The 13,738-nt window shown below is 31.1% G+C and carries 18 protein-coding genes; 17 read left to right on the top strand and 1 reads right to left on the bottom strand.

Translation table 11 applies throughout. From position 1 onward, the window contains the following. Positions 1-117: 117 nt before the first annotated feature. From B5X47_RS00385 to B5X47_RS00305, 17 genes are all read left to right on the top strand, one after another. Positions 118-825, top strand: coding sequence for a pseudouridine synthase (locus B5X47_RS00385; RefSeq protein ID WP_079588250.1), 708 nt, complete (start codon positions 118-120; stop codon positions 823-825). 4 nt (positions 826-829) lie between these two features. Then, positions 830-1,249, top strand: a complete 420-nt coding sequence (locus tag B5X47_RS00380; protein ID WP_079588249.1) for a GNAT family N-acetyltransferase — start codon at positions 830-832, stop codon at positions 1,247-1,249. Between the two features lie 19 nt (positions 1,250-1,268). After that, complete coding sequence (locus tag B5X47_RS00375; RefSeq protein ID WP_079588248.1) at positions 1,269-2,666, top strand: oxaloacetate decarboxylase subunit alpha; 1,398 nt, start codon at positions 1,269-1,271, stop codon at positions 2,664-2,666. Positions 2,667-2,880: 214 nt separating this feature from the next. Beyond that, entirely contained in the window at positions 2,881-3,069 is a 189-nt protein-coding gene (locus B5X47_RS00370) for an indolepyruvate ferredoxin oxidoreductase subunit alpha (protein WP_013361687.1), read from the top strand. Between the two features lie 2 nt (positions 3,070-3,071). Beyond that, positions 3,072-4,220 carry a 2-oxoacid:acceptor oxidoreductase subunit alpha gene (locus tag B5X47_RS00365; RefSeq protein WP_079588247.1) on the top strand — a complete coding sequence of 383 codons (1,149 nt, stop codon included), beginning with the start codon at positions 3,072-3,074 and terminating at the stop codon, positions 4,218-4,220. Continuing rightward, on the top strand, positions 4,205-5,032 hold the full coding sequence (locus tag B5X47_RS00360; protein WP_079588246.1) for a 2-oxoacid:ferredoxin oxidoreductase subunit beta: 828 nt from the start codon (positions 4,205-4,207) through the stop codon (positions 5,030-5,032). Before B5X47_RS00365 ends, B5X47_RS00360 begins: the two co-directional genes overlap by 16 nt. Next, positions 5,032-5,562: a 2-oxoacid:acceptor oxidoreductase family protein gene (locus B5X47_RS00355; RefSeq protein WP_013361684.1), complete on the top strand. Its 531-nt coding sequence runs from the start codon at positions 5,032-5,034 to the stop codon at positions 5,560-5,562. The genes B5X47_RS00360 and B5X47_RS00355 overlap by 1 nt, the downstream gene beginning before the upstream one ends. 17 nt (positions 5,563-5,579) lie before the next feature. Beyond that, a complete protein-coding gene (locus tag B5X47_RS00350) occupies positions 5,580-6,449 on the top strand; it encodes a MurR/RpiR family transcriptional regulator (RefSeq protein ID WP_079588245.1) in 870 nt (289 codons plus the stop codon). A gap of 179 nt (positions 6,450-6,628) precedes the next feature. Next, entirely contained in the window at positions 6,629-7,228 is a 600-nt protein-coding gene (locus tag B5X47_RS00345) for a histidine phosphatase family protein (RefSeq protein WP_159446358.1), read from the top strand. A gap of 19 nt (positions 7,229-7,247) precedes the next feature. After that, a complete protein-coding gene (gene cmk / locus B5X47_RS00340; RefSeq protein WP_079588243.1) occupies positions 7,248-7,910 on the top strand; it encodes a (d)CMP kinase in 663 nt (220 codons plus the stop codon). Then, entirely contained in the window at positions 7,897-8,472 is a 576-nt protein-coding gene (locus B5X47_RS00335; protein WP_079588242.1) for a lysophospholipid acyltransferase family protein, read from the top strand. Before cmk ends, B5X47_RS00335 begins: the two co-directional genes overlap by 14 nt. Before the next feature lie 16 nt (positions 8,473-8,488). Then, positions 8,489-9,325 (top strand): 4-hydroxy-3-methylbut-2-enyl diphosphate reductase, encoded by an 837-nt coding sequence (ispH, locus tag B5X47_RS00330; protein WP_079588241.1) that lies wholly within the window; start codon positions 8,489-8,491, stop codon positions 9,323-9,325. Positions 9,326-9,429: 104 nt separating this feature from the next. After that, on the top strand, positions 9,430-10,506 hold the full coding sequence (locus tag B5X47_RS00325) for a 30S ribosomal protein S1 (protein WP_079588240.1): 1,077 nt from the start codon (positions 9,430-9,432) through the stop codon (positions 10,504-10,506). A 3-nt stretch (positions 10,507-10,509) separates the two neighbouring features. Next, positions 10,510-11,286, top strand: a complete 777-nt coding sequence (locus B5X47_RS00320) for a CheR family methyltransferase (protein WP_079588239.1) — start codon at positions 10,510-10,512, stop codon at positions 11,284-11,286. Positions 11,287-11,417: 131 nt separating this feature from the next. Beyond that, the gene (locus B5X47_RS00315; RefSeq protein ID WP_079588238.1) at positions 11,418-11,678 is read left to right on the top strand and encodes a stage V sporulation protein S; all 261 of its coding nucleotides are present in this window, start codon (positions 11,418-11,420) and stop codon (positions 11,676-11,678) included. A 117-nt stretch (positions 11,679-11,795) separates the two neighbouring features. Next, a complete protein-coding gene (gene rd / locus B5X47_RS00310; protein WP_013361675.1) occupies positions 11,796-11,957 on the top strand; it encodes a rubredoxin in 162 nt (53 codons plus the stop codon). Positions 11,958-12,049: 92 nt separating this feature from the next. Next, positions 12,050-12,511, top strand: a complete 462-nt coding sequence (locus tag B5X47_RS00305; RefSeq protein WP_079588237.1) for a tetratricopeptide repeat protein — start codon at positions 12,050-12,052, stop codon at positions 12,509-12,511. A 118-nt stretch (positions 12,512-12,629) separates the two neighbouring features. On the opposite strand, the gene B5X47_RS00300 is transcribed toward B5X47_RS00305, so the two are convergent. Further along, the gene (locus B5X47_RS00300; RefSeq protein WP_079588236.1) at positions 12,630-13,679 is read right to left on the bottom strand and encodes a polysaccharide deacetylase family protein; all 1,050 of its coding nucleotides are present in this window, start codon (positions 13,677-13,679) and stop codon (positions 12,630-12,632) included. Between the last annotated feature and the right edge of the window lie 59 nt (positions 13,680-13,738).

Here is a 13,738-nt window from a genome sequence, read left to right as displayed (position 1 = left end):
ATCTCCTTAAAGATATTGCATAGACAATTAGTTAAAATAGTAATTCAATTATTTTTTTATAGTTACATTTATGATATATACTTATTATAACAGTAAAATAGTAAAGAAGGGAACCTTATGAGGATAAACAAATTTATAGCTAGCTGCGGAATTGCTTCTAGAAGAAAAGCAGAAGAAATGATACAAGAAGGAAGAGTTAGAATTAATGACAGTGTAGTGAGCGATTTATCAACTAAAGTAAGTGAAATAGATATTGTAAAAATAGATGGAAAGATTATAAATAAAGTTGAAGAAAAATATTATTATATGCTAAATAAACCTATAGGCTATGTTTCTACGGCAAAGGATCAGTTTGGAAGACCTTCAGTAGTAGATTTTTTTGATAAAAAACAAAGAATTTATCCGGTTGGAAGACTGGATTACGACAGTAGAGGCTTGCTACTTATGACAAATGATGGAGATTTAACCTATGCCTTAACTCATCCCAAATATCATATTGAAAAAATATATGAAGTTAAAGTAAGCTCAGCTCTATCCAATAGTGAAATTGAAAAGTTTAAATCTGGAATTGATATAGGGGGATATATAACAGCTAAAAGCAGGATAACATTTATTGGTAATACTTCTTATGAAGTGATTATAAAAGAAGGTAAGAATAGGCAGATAAGAAAAATGTTTTCAGCACTTGGAAAGAATGTCCTAGATTTAAAAAGAGTCTCAATAGGTAAATTGAAATTAATGGATTTAAAAGAAGGAACATACAGAAAGCTAACAAATGAAGAAGTTGAATACTTGAAAAAAATATGTGAATTAAAAGGAGAATAACAAAATGATTCTATTCAAAAATTATGGTAAAGAGAAAAATGAAATTATATCTGCCTTATTGTCTGAGATACCATCTGAGTATGTAAATGACAATGTAATGATAGCTCAAGATGGAGATGAAATTATTGGGTCATGTTTTTATGAAATTGAAGGTCAATTTTGCAAGTTAAATTATGTACATATGATGACTGATGAAGAACTGATTAAAGATGGGTTAATTAGAACTCTCATCAATGCTATGGACCTTCTAGATGTAACTAAAATTATTGTGAAAATTGCAAGAGATGAATCATTTTATGCAAAAATAGGTTTTAATCCTTTATTTTTCAGTGATTTTATGATAGATTTAAAGGGAGAAGAATCAAATTATTTAATTTTGGACACAAAAGATTTCTTTGCAAATACATGTTGTAGTTCCAAATAAATTTTTTTAGGAGGAAAAAATGAAGAAGATTCGATTTACCGAAACAATCCTAAGAGATGCTCATCAATCTCTTATTGCAACTAGACTTAGTACAAAAGAAATGCTACCTGTTTTACAGCAGCTTGATAGTGCAGGATATTATTCACTTGAGATGTGGGGTGGAGCAACTTTTGACTCTTGCTTGAGATATCTTGGAGAAGATCCATGGGAGAGACTAAGAACTATAAGAAAAGCAGTAAAGAAAACGAATCTTCAAATGCTCTTAAGAGGTCAAAATTTATTAGGATACAAGCATTATTCTGATGATATAGTAGATTTATTCGTAAGAAAATCAATCGAAAATGGTATAGATATTATTAGAGTTTTTGATGCGCTAAACGACGTTAGAAATATAGAAACAGTAGTTAAATCTGGGAAAAAAGAAAATGGACATATCCAATGTGCTATATCTTATACTACAAGTCCAGTTCACAATGAAGAATATTATGTATCAGTTGCTAAGCAAATGAGAGATCTGGGAGCTGATAGTATATGTATAAAAGATATGGCTGGAATCCTTCTTCCTCAGGATGCATATAACTTAGTTAAAGCAATAAAAGAAAACGTTGATTTGGATTTAGAAATCCATAGCCATTATACTAGTGGAGTAGCTTCTATGATGTATTTAAAAGCTATAGAGGCAGGTGCTGATATAATAGATACTGCAATATCACCTTTTGCTATGGGAACGTCTCAGCCTGCTACAGAGTCTATGGCAGCAACCTTAATTAACTCTGGTTATGACACTAATCTAGATTTAAAAGCTTTGACTGAGATATCGGATTATTTTAAGGAAATAAAAGAAAAGTACATTAAAAATGGCATGCTAAATTATAAGGTTACATCTGTAGATCCAAATGCACTTATATATCAGGTTCCTGGGGGTATGCTTTCAAACCTTCTTTCACAGCTGAAGCTACAGCAAATGGAAGATAAGTATGAAGAAGTATTAAAAGAGGTTCCTAGAGTAAGAGAAGATTTAGGATATCCTCCTCTTGTTACTCCTATGAGTCAGATGGTAGGGACTCAAGCAGTTATGAATGTGATTATGGGAGAAAGATATAAAATGGTTCCAAAGGAGATAAAAGATTATGTAAAAGGGCAATATGGAAAATCTCCTGCTCAAATCAACCTTGAGGTTATAAGTAAAATTATTGGAAATGACAAACCTATAACTTGTAGACCTGCAGATTTAATTGAGCCTCAGTTTAAAAAGTTTAAAGACGAGATTAAAGAATTTGCAACGTCAACAGAGGATATTTTGTCATATGCACTTTTTCCAGAAGTTGCAAAAAAGTTTTTAGAAGATAAGTGGTCAAAAAAATATAAGATAGAAACTACTCTATACAATTCAAAAGATTGCACACATCCTGTATAAAAATGAAATATATGATGTGTAAAAAATCAAAATAAAGCTTTTCTATTACAAAAACACCTAAAAATTTAGGTGTTTTTGCAATTTATACTGCAAATGAAATTAAAACTCATCAACATGAAATAAAACTTGCAAAATTGCAATAATTTTGCTAAACTTAAGCAGTAGAATCTTTTAGAATATACAGTATAAATCAATATTTGAGGAGATGTGACCATTGGATAAGAAATTGGTAATAAAGCCAGAATGGTGCAAGGGCTGTGGAATTTGTGTTGCTTTTTGTCCTAAGAAAGTTTTAGGATTAGAAAATGGGAAAATAGCTATATTAGATGGCGATTCATGTATAAAATGCGGGCAGTGTGAACTAAGATGTCCTGATTATGCTATCTATTTGAAAGAGGTGTAATTATGAAAAAAAATATAAAATTATTGCAGGGTAATGAAGCCTGTGTTCACGGTGCGATTTATGCAGGAATGAATTTTTTTGCTGGTTATCCTATAACTCCGTCAACAGAAATTGCTGAGGTTTCATCGGAACTTCTGCCTAAAAATAAAGGTAAATTTATTCAAATGGAAGACGAGATAGCAGGAATGGCTACTACAATAGGGGCAGCGGTTGCAGGAGCTAAGGCAATGACTGCGACAAGTGGTCCAGGATTTTCACTTAAGCAAGAAAATATTGGATATGCATGTATCACTGAAATTCCTTGCGTCATAGTTAACGTTCAAAGACATGGTCCTAGTACAGGTCTTCCTACATCTCCAGGACAAGGTGACTATATGCAAGCTAAATGGGGAACTCATGGAGATCATCCTGTAATTGCTCTTTCTCCTACAACTGTAAGAGAAGTATTTGAATTAACTGTAAAGGCATTTAATTTTTCTGAAAAATATAGAACTCCTGTTATCTTGTTAATGGATGAAGTAGTAGGTCATTTAAGAGAAAAAATAGAAATTCCTGAAGCTGGAGAGCTGGAAATAGTACCTAGAAAGCTTCCAAAAGTAGCTCCTAGTGAATATAAAGCATACGAGTTTACAGAAGATTTAGTTCCGCCTATGGCAAATTTTGGAACTGGATATAGATATAATATCACTGGTTTAGTACATGATGAGACTGGGTTTCCAACAAACAGTACTAAGGAAGCAGCTAAATTACTCGATAGATTAATGGCAAAAATCAATAATAATTTAGACGATATTTTGATTTATGAAGAAGGCTTTGCTCAAGAAGCAGAGACTTTGTTTATTGCATTTGGAGGAATTGTAAGATCAGTTAAAGAAGCTGTTGCAACGCTTAGAGAGCAAGGCTACAATGTAGGCTATTTTGCACCGAAAACTGTATGGCCTTTCCCAGAACAAAGAATGCAAGAAATATCAAAAAATAAGAAAAATATTTTTGTTGCAGAAATGAATTTAGGTCAGATGATAGAACCAGTAAAGTTAGCTGTAGAGGATAAGAATATTGTTAAAGGTGTTAATAAAGCTAATGGAGAAATCATATCTCCTGAAGAAATTATAGAATCATTTATGGAGGTTGTGAAATGTCCAGTGAAATAATCAGTCAAACTATGAGAACAGATAGACTTCCACATATTTGGTGTCCTGGTTGTGGACATGGTATATTAATGAGAGCAATTGCTGTTGCGATTGAAGATTTAAAGCTAGATAAAGATAAGGTGTGTATAGTATCTGGTATTGGATGTTCATCTAGAGCAAGTGGATATATGGATTTTAATACTTTACATACGACCCACGGAAGAGCCTTGGCTTTTGCTACAGGAGTTAAGTTTGCAAATCCAGACCTTCATGTTATCGTGGTTACAGGAGACGGAGATGCATCTGCAATTGGTGGAAATCATTTAATTCATGCCTGCAGAAGAAATATCGATATAACTACTATTGTGTTTAATAACAACATTTATGGAATGACTGGAGGACAGTTCTCGCCTACTACTCCAAAAGGAGATAGAGGAACTACAGCGCCTTTTGGTAATATAGACAAAGCATTTGACATTTGTTCATTAGCAAAGGGAGCAGGAGCGACTTACGTTGCAAGATCAACTGCTTATCATGCTAATAAAATGATTGAATATATTAAAACTGGAATTAACCATAAAGGATTCTCTCTTATTGAAGGAATAAGCTCATGCCCAACCTACTACGGAAGAAAAAATAAAAAAGGTGGAGCTGTTGATTTATTAAATCATTTAAAAGATACCTTTGTAGATATAAAAGTAAAGGATAAATTGTCTCCTGAAAAATTAGAAAATAAAATGTTTATGGGAGAGTTTCATCATTCTGTGGAACCAGAATATACTGCAGAATATGATAAAATCATAGAGCTGTTTTCTACAGGAGGAGAAGAATAATGAAAAAAGAATTGAGATTAAGCGGTTCAGGAGGCCAAGGATTAATTCTAGCAGGAATTATATTAGCTGAAGCAGCCATAAATCAAGGGCTAAATGCAATTCAAAGCCAGTCTTATGGACCTGAAGCTAGAGGGGGAGCTAGTAAAGCAGAAGTAATAATTGGAGATGAAGAAATATTCTTCCCAAAAGTTAGAAAACCAAATATATTACTTGCTCTTTCACAGAAGGCTTTTGATCAGTATATTCATGATTTAGATTCAAAGTCAATAATAGTTGTTGACGAAAGTATACAAACTAATGATAAAATAGAAGTAGATATGATTTATAAATTGCCTATTCTAAAAACTGCAAGTGAAAAGATAGGAAAATCCATGGTTGCAAATATTGTTGCTCTGGGTGTGTTAACTCAGCTGATACCTGAGCTTGAGAAGCAATCTGTATTAGATGCTATACTTCAAAGAGTTCCTCAAGGAACTGAGAGTCTTAATACAACTGCATTTGAAGAAGGGATTCAGCTAATAAAATTATAATTAAAGGGGATTTGCATATGGGTAGTGAATCGGAAAAAAAAGATTTAATATCATTAATCCAAGGAAAATTTTCTAAACTTAGCAAAGGTCAAAAAATAATTGCTCAATTTATATTAGTGAATTATGATAAAGCAGCGTTTATGACTGCGGCTAAATTGGGAGAAACAGTAGGGGTGAGTGAATCTACAGTAGTAAGATTTGCCAATGCTCTTGGATATAGTGGCTATCCATTATTACAAAAATCCCTGCAAGAATTGATTAAAACAAAGCTTACAACTGTTCAAAGAGTTGAAATGTCAAAGGAATATTCAAGTGATTTTGCGATATTAAAAAAGGTGTTAAAAGCTGATATAGAAAATATAAAGGGAACCCTTGATGAAATCAATCCATCTTCATTTGAAAGTGTTATAAATCAATTGCTGAGTGCAAAGAAAATTTATATAGTAGGTCTTAGAAGCTCAGCTGCTATCGGAGAATACTTAAGCTTTTATCTAAACCTAATTTTGGATAATGTTGTTTTAGTTAACTATGGAATAAGTGATGTTTTTGAACAAATTTTAAAGGTTGGCAAGGATGATTTAGTTATTGGAATAAGTTTCCCTAGATATTCAAAGCGAACCTTTGAGCTATTGCAATATGCAAAAGAGCAAGGTGCAGAAATAGTATCAATTACTGATAGCCATTTATCTCCAATTGCGACATTATCTGATGAAACTCTTATAACAAGAAGTAATATGGCTTCCTTCGTAGATTCCTTAGTTGCGCCATTAAGTGTTGCAAATGCTTTAATTGTAGCTGTAGGGATGAGGAAAAAAGAAGAAATTACTAAATATTTTGATATGCTTGAAGAAATTTGGAAAGAATACAAAATTTATGATGAAAAATAAGTACAATGAGTAAAAGTGATTAAATAAATTTACATTAATCATTGTAATGGTGTACAATAAGTATTAAAAGAGAAATATAATATATTTCTCTTTTTTGTTGCTGAGATTTATTTTTAGCTAAGAACATCAAATTTTATGTTACTATATTTTATTATTTTTATGATATGAGGGATAATAATATGAATACATACTATATCGTTAGACATGGAAAAACTGTTTGGAATACTGAAAAAAGAACACAAGGCCAAAAAAATTCGGAGCTTACTGAGCAAGGTATTGAGCATGCAAGACAATTTTCAAGAAAAATTTCTCATATGCATATTGATGAAGTATATTCATCGGATTTAAAAAGAGCTTATGAAACAGCTAAAATAATCAGACCATCCTCAGAAATTCATTTAGAAAAAGGATTTAGAGAAATCAACTTTGGATTATGGGAAGGTCTAACAATAGAAGAGATTCAAAAAAATTATTCAGAGCTATATTCAAGTTGGCAAACCTCGCCAGAGGAAGTTGCTTTTATCGAAGGAGAAAAAATTGTAGAGGCTTTTGAGCGTGTAAAACAAGCTTTTTGGGAAATAGATTCAAAACATGAGAATAAACATATACTAATAGTTGCGCACGCTATGGTAATCAAATTACTCTTAGTTGGATTTTTAGATGCACCTATAAATAAAATATTTAACATAGTTCAAGGTAATTTGGCTATGAATATAGTGAAAACTAAAAATAAAAAAGCTACAATAGTTACAATGAATGATACATCGTATTTAGATTAATTGATAAAGAGGTATTAGTATGATAATAGCTATAGATGGACCTGCAGGGGCAGGAAAAAGTACAATTGCAAAGAAAGTGGCGGATAGCTTAGGATATGTTTATATTGATACAGGTGCTATGTATAGAGCTTTCACATATGAGCTTTTGACTTCTTCTATATCACTAAGCGATATAGAAGAAATTACTAAAGTGCTTGAAAAAACTAATATAGAATTCAAAAATAACGAGATATTTTTGAATAATTTAAATGTAACTAATGAAATCAGGAGCAAAAATGTAACCGCTAATGTATCAACAGTTTCTGCCATCCCTCAAGTAAGAGAAAAGCTAGTTGATCTTCAAAGAAAAATTGCTAGTGAAAGTAATAGTATTTTAGATGGCAGAGATATAGGGACTGTTGTATTTCCTAATGCAGAGCTTAAAATATTTTTAACTGCTAGTGTAAAAATAAGAGCACTCAGACGATATAATGAATTAATAGCCAAAGATAAAAATATAGATATAAATGAAATCGAGGCTGAAATTGAAAAAAGAGATAAATTAGATTCAAGCAGAGAAACATCTCCGCTTATTAAAGCATCTGATGCCATTGAAATTGACACCAGTGACTTAAGTATAGATGAGGTTGCAAATACTATATTAAAACTTGCAGAGGAGATTTGTGAGAATGAATCTTTATAAGTTATTAACATCTATTATTAAACCTATTTTTAATATATTATACAAAGTTGAGATTAAAGGAAATAAAAATTTACCAAGCCAAGGAGCATATATAGTAGCATCAAATCACATACACAATTTTGATCCTGTATTACTTGCATGCTTTTTAAAAGAAAGAGAAATTCACTATCTTGGGAAAAAAGAACTATTCAAATACAATTTTTTTGCAAAGATATTTGATAAAGTTGGAGTCATACCAATAGATAGAAATAAAAATGACATAAATGCTATAAAAAAGGTTTTGAAGCTATTAAAAACAGGAGGAGTTCTAGGTATTTTTCCACAAGGAACTAGAGTAAAATCAGAAGAACAAGATTCTGCTAAAGCTGGACTTGGAATGTTTTCTTTGAAAACAAATACTCCAATAATACCTGTTAGAATAGAGGGTAATTATAAGTTATTTAGCAAATTAACTATTAATATATTCGATATTTACGAGATACCTGACCAGTATAAGGATGTTCCTAATCAAGAAAATTATATGAACATTTCAAATGAAATTATGAAAATTATAAAATCATAATTAAAGGAGTAAACTAATGAAAGTTTTATTAGCAGAGCATGCCGGATATTGCTTTGGAGTCAAAAGAGCAGTAGAGCTTGCAATAAAGACCGCTCAAGATAATGATAATAAAGTATATACACTAGGCCCATTAATACACAACAATTCTGCAGTAGATATGCTTAAAGAAAAAAATGTATTTTCAGTTGATGATATAAATAATGTAGAGGGTGACAACATTATAATAAGATCTCACGGTGTTGGAAAAGAAATATACGATCATTGTAGCGAAAAAAAAATTAATCTTACTGATGCCACATGTCCTTTTGTCAAAAAAATACAAAAAATTGCTTACGAAATGTATAATAAAGGGTATAATATCATTATCATAGGAGATAAATCACATCCAGAGGTTCAAGGCATAAATGGTTGGTGCGATAATAAAGCAATTATAGGTAAGAATTTAGAAGAATTTTATCTAATTGATTTTAATAATAGCAAAAAATATGCAGTTGTAGTTCAAACAACCATGCCTCAAGATACATTTTTTGCTGTAAAAGAATATCTAATTTCATTAGGACTTACACTTGAGTTTTATAATACTATTTGTTTTGCTACTAAAGAGCGCCAGCAAGCAGTTTTAGATTTATCTAAAAAAGTTGATGCTATGCTTATTGTAGGAGGAAAACACAGTTCTAATACAAAGAAATTAGCAGAAATAGCAAAAAAAAATTGTGATACATTTTTAATTGAAACAGCAAAAGATATTGACCTAGAGAAAATTAAAACTTATGATATTATAGGAGTAGGAGCAGGTGCTTCTACACCGGACTTTATAATTAATGAAGTTATGGATCTTATTAACGAGCTATAGCTTTATAATTAATAAGTTAATCAATAAAGGCTTCAAGTAAGAAGAAGGACAAGTTCTTTTTTCTTAATTATGTTCACAAAATAAATTTTAAGGAGTTGGATTTAATGAGTAGCGAAATGGAAAAGCTATTATTGGAAGAAGAAAAGAATTATCAGGAAGTATACAAAGGAAGTATAGTAAAAGGTAGAGTAATGATTGAGAAAGATGATTCTTTCTATATAGATTTAAATTATAAAACTGACGGTATCCTGCCAAAGGATCAAGTGATAGATAGTGAATCAATAAAAGTTGGAGACGAAATAGAAGTTCAAGTAGTTAAAATTGATAAAAATACAGGAGACATTCTTTTATCTAAGAAAAGAGTTGACGAGTTTAAGGTATGGGATGAGGTTAAGGTTGGAGATGTTCTTCAAGTTAAGGCAGTTGAGTTCAATGCAAAAGGTCTAATTTGCGTGTACAAAACAGCTCTTAGAGGATTTATGCCACTTAGCCATATTGAGCTTAAATTCATCGGAGAAGATGTGTTAAAGAGCTACTTAGGAAAAACTTTTGAAGTGGAAATTATTGATATCGATCCAAAGAAGAGAAGATTAATTTTCTCTAGAAAAAATATTCTTTTAAAACAACAAGAAGCTCTTAAGACTGAAGTTGTTGAAAAAATAAAAGAAGGCGAAGTATTCGAAGGAATAATTAAGGATATTAAGGACTATGGAATTTTTGTTGATATCGGTGGATTTACTGGCTTAGTTCACATTAGCGAAATTTCATGGGATAGAAGTGAAAAAATCAAAGAGCAATACAAAATAGGTGAAAAAATCAATGTTCAAGTTATTAGCTTTGACCAAGCTTCAGAGAGATTATCACTTAGCATAAAATCACTTGCTGGTCATCCATGGGATGAGTTTATTTCTAATAATAAAGTTGGAGATATTGTAGCTGGAGAAGTTAAAAATATTAAAGAATATGGTGCATTTATTAATCTACATCCTACAGTAGATGGCTTTGTTCATATTTCAAATTTATCTTCTGACTTTATAAAAAATCCTAACGAAATTTTAAAGGTAGGCCAAAAAGTTGAAGTGAAAATCATTAGTATAGAACAAGAAAACAAGAAAATAGAACTTAGCTTAATCTTAGAAGATAAAGAAGTGGCAGAAGAAGAAACTACCGAAAAGGAGTAACTTATGTCTCAATACGAGTCTTTTAAAGAAAAGATTTTAAGAAAAACAGGAATAAACTTAAGTCTTTATAAAGAAAAGCAAATGAAAAGAAGAATTGAATCTTTAGCTAGTAGAAATGGCTATTCTGATTTAAATTTGTATTTCACTGCTATAGATAAAGATGTTGAGCTATTTAAAGAGTTCATAAATTATATGACAATTAACGTGTCTGAATTTTATAGAAATCCTGAGCAGTGGAAGATTGTTGAAAACGAAATTTTTCCTGCGCTGATAAAGAAAAAAGGTAATATTAAAATTTGGAGTGCTGCTTGTTCTACAGGTGAGGAGCCATATACAATTACAATGATACTCAGCCAGCATTTGCCTTTATCTAAAATTAGTATTATAGCGACTGATATTGATAAGGAAGCTATGGCAAAAGCTCAGACAGGTATTTATTCTGAAAACAGCTTAAAGAATGTTCCTTCAGCTATTGTTAGTAAGTATTTTTCTAAAATAACTGATAAAACCTACAGTATAAGTGACGAAATCAAGAAATGTGTATCTTTTAAGCAACACAATCTATTAAAAGATAAATTTGTTGAAGGCTGTGACCTTATTGTGTGTAGAAATGTTCTTATTTACTTCACTGAAGAGGCTAAGGCTGAGATTTACTCTAATTTTAGTAAATCTTTAAATCCAGAGGGAATTTTATTTGTGGGTAGTACTGAGCAAATTATTTCGCCTCAAAAATATAATTTAAAACCTATAAAAACATTTTTCTATACAAAATCCATATAGTCTAAGCTATATGGATTTTTTTATTTTCAAAAAAGTTGTAGGATTAATTATTTTGGGTATAGATTAATCATAGATACGGCTAACGTTTCTAATAGAGTATATAATATAGTTTGTAGCAAAGGAGGACTAATATGGAAGTTCTAAAGGTTTCTTCAAAATCAAATCCTAATTCTGTAGCAGGAGCATTGGCTGGAGTACTAAGAGAAAAAGGCTCTGCAGAAATACAAGCGATTGGTGCAGGAGCATTAAATCAAGCTGTAAAGGCAATAGCTATAGCGAGAGGGTTTGTTGCCCCTAGTGGTATGGATTTAGTTTGTATACCAGCATTTACGGATGTAGCTATTGATGGTGAAGAAAGAACAGCAATCAAATTAATTGTAGAACCAAGATAATATAAAATTGTATTATCAGAAATAAATGTATATAATTAAATTAATAAATTGTTTATTCATGATTATCGTGGGTAAATAAGTATTGGATTTATAATTTACTTTGAAGGAGGATGTTTTATGACAAAATATGTATGTACAGTGTGTGGTTATGTGTATGACCCTGAGGTAGGAGATCCAGATAATAATATCAATCCTGGTACATCTTTCCAAGATATTCCTGAAGATTGGGTATGCCCACTTTGTGGAGTAGGAAAAGATCAATTCGAGGAAGAAGCATAAGATTTAATACTTAATCTTAGATTTAATAAAAGAGAGAAAGCCTTCTCTCTTTTATTTTGTAAAAAATATTAGCTTAAAGGGTAGTGGTAGATATGATGACAATAATTTATATTTTTTCAGGTATTTTACTTGTTAGGGTAATATACAGAGCTTTTTTTACAGAATTAAAGACAGCAACTGACTATCATCAAAGGGCAATGAATTATGAAATATATTTTCAAAATAGATCAAAAGCCATTAAATTATTGGAGCAAGCTATAGAAAAACCAGAATTTACTCGAACAGAAAAAGGAAGCTTCGATTTAAAGATTGGAATTTTGTATTACAAGATGAAAAAATTAAACAAAGCTAAAGAGCATTTTGATAAGATTTTAGATTTTGTAAGAAAAGACAATTTTAAATATATGAAGGATATATCTGCAATTGTACTTACATACTATGAGTTAGGAGAAAAAGATACTGCAAGAAAAATATACCACTGGCTACGTGCAAAAGAAAAATTCGATCCGGATTTTGATAAATTAGATTATCTAGATTTATACATATGGAAATAAGAGTGGAAATATATCTATTAGTAAAATAAACCACAAAATAAAGTACTTGAAGATTTCTAATGCTCTGGAGCTTTTAGTACTGAAACTAAACATGAAAAAACCGCCTCTGCGGTTTTTTTTAATAAGTTATAATTTTTTTATCTTGGAATTTTGATGATTGAATAAGCTCTTGCTTACTTTCTGGGATAGATATAGTGGCTGGGTTTCCATCACTTATATATCTGAATTTTGTTCCCTGCTCATATGCTTTTAGCCAGTCATAAAGACCAACTCCATCAACATTTGTTTCACTTGCACGGACCCTGCGTATTTTTGAAAAATCAAAGTCCTTGTGATATGGAGAAAAATATGGATCCCAACCAACAAGTAAAACTGCTATATTGTCATATGAAATATTATCAAATAAACCTTTATAGGTTAGAGAATAATTTTCCTCAGAGGGCTTTGCTCCATAAGGTAATGCTAATGTTTGAATATTTAATTCAGGATAAGTGCTCTCATGAGTAGACTTTAGTAATGCAATTTCTTTTTGAATGTCTTCAGGAGAGGCTTTTTTTAGGTCTAAGTGAGTTAAAGTATGATTACCTATTGAATAACCATTTTGAGCAAGGAACTTCAGCTTGTCTACCTCTTGGCTTTTGCTTCCAAAAGCAAGCTGGTTAAGGAAGAATGTTGCAGTAGTATTAAAGTCTGGAAAATCTGCTTTAAAGCTTTCTAGTATTCCGATAGCGCAAGTTGGGTCAATTTCTCCATTTTCTAAATATCTGAAATTGTTTTCATTTCCATCATCAAAGGTTATAACAACTGGAGTATGACCTTTTTCTGTAGCTATATTACCTAGTGCGTAGTCCTCTAAAGATATAGCTCTAAAACCGTTATTATATAGAGTTTCTAAATCACGACGAAAATTTTCAGGTGTTCTTGTCCAAGTTGCTTCCTCTTCGCCAATGTTATGATACATAAGTACCATTACTTCTTGACTTTCATCAACTTTCAATGCCTTAAGCTCATCAGATTCAAGAATTTCAAATTCCACCTTTTCATCAACAGCTTCTACACTTGAAGCTGCAGGCGAAGTTGTTGAGTCTGAATCAGAAATAGTTTTATTAGAAGAGCAGCCTGTAATGATAAAAGCGAAAAGCAAAATATAAATAAATAATTTTTTCATTATTATTGATTCTCCTTTATTTTGAAATAGTAAGTTATGATATAACCATTATATGATAA

Origin of the sequence: Acetoanaerobium noterae, from assembly GCF_900168025.1 — a bacterium.
Taxonomy (GTDB): domain Bacteria; phylum Bacillota; class Clostridia; order Peptostreptococcales; family Filifactoraceae; genus Acetoanaerobium; species Acetoanaerobium noterae.
The sequence above is the reverse complement of the archived record's forward strand: the minus strand, read 5'-3'. Positions and strand labels throughout refer to the sequence as shown.

Coding starts and splice junctions, on each gene's coding strand:
- B5X47_RS00355 (WP_013361684.1), top strand. CDS start 5,032: ATGAAAAAAGAATTGAGATTAAGCGGTTCAGGAGGCCAAGGATTAATT.
- B5X47_RS00315 (WP_079588238.1), top strand. CDS start 11,418: ATGGAAGTTCTAAAGGTTTCTTCAAAATCAAATCCTAATTCTGTAGCA.
- B5X47_RS00375 (WP_079588248.1), top strand. CDS start 1,269: ATGAAGAAGATTCGATTTACCGAAACAATCCTAAGAGATGCTCATCAA.
- B5X47_RS00325 (WP_079588240.1), top strand. CDS start 9,430: ATGAGTAGCGAAATGGAAAAGCTATTATTGGAAGAAGAAAAGAATTAT.
- B5X47_RS00300 (WP_079588236.1), bottom strand. CDS start 13,679: ATGAAAAAATTATTTATTTATATTTTGCTTTTCGCTTTTATCATTACA.
- B5X47_RS00335 (WP_079588242.1), top strand. CDS start 7,897: ATGAATCTTTATAAGTTATTAACATCTATTATTAAACCTATTTTTAAT.
- B5X47_RS00385 (WP_079588250.1), top strand. CDS start 118: ATGAGGATAAACAAATTTATAGCTAGCTGCGGAATTGCTTCTAGAAGA.
- B5X47_RS00360 (WP_079588246.1), top strand. CDS start 4,205: ATGTCCAGTGAAATAATCAGTCAAACTATGAGAACAGATAGACTTCCA.
- ispH (WP_079588241.1), top strand. CDS start 8,489: ATGAAAGTTTTATTAGCAGAGCATGCCGGATATTGCTTTGGAGTCAAA.
- B5X47_RS00350 (WP_079588245.1), top strand. CDS start 5,580: ATGGGTAGTGAATCGGAAAAAAAAGATTTAATATCATTAATCCAAGGA.
- B5X47_RS00365 (WP_079588247.1), top strand. CDS start 3,072: ATGAAAAAAAATATAAAATTATTGCAGGGTAATGAAGCCTGTGTTCAC.
- B5X47_RS00345 (WP_159446358.1), top strand. CDS start 6,629: ATGAATACATACTATATCGTTAGACATGGAAAAACTGTTTGGAATACT.
- B5X47_RS00320 (WP_079588239.1), top strand. CDS start 10,510: ATGTCTCAATACGAGTCTTTTAAAGAAAAGATTTTAAGAAAAACAGGA.
- cmk (WP_079588243.1), top strand. CDS start 7,248: ATGATAATAGCTATAGATGGACCTGCAGGGGCAGGAAAAAGTACAATT.
- B5X47_RS00380 (WP_079588249.1), top strand. CDS start 830: ATGATTCTATTCAAAAATTATGGTAAAGAGAAAAATGAAATTATATCT.
- B5X47_RS00305 (WP_079588237.1), top strand. CDS start 12,050: ATGATGACAATAATTTATATTTTTTCAGGTATTTTACTTGTTAGGGTA.
- rd (WP_013361675.1), top strand. CDS start 11,796: ATGACAAAATATGTATGTACAGTGTGTGGTTATGTGTATGACCCTGAG.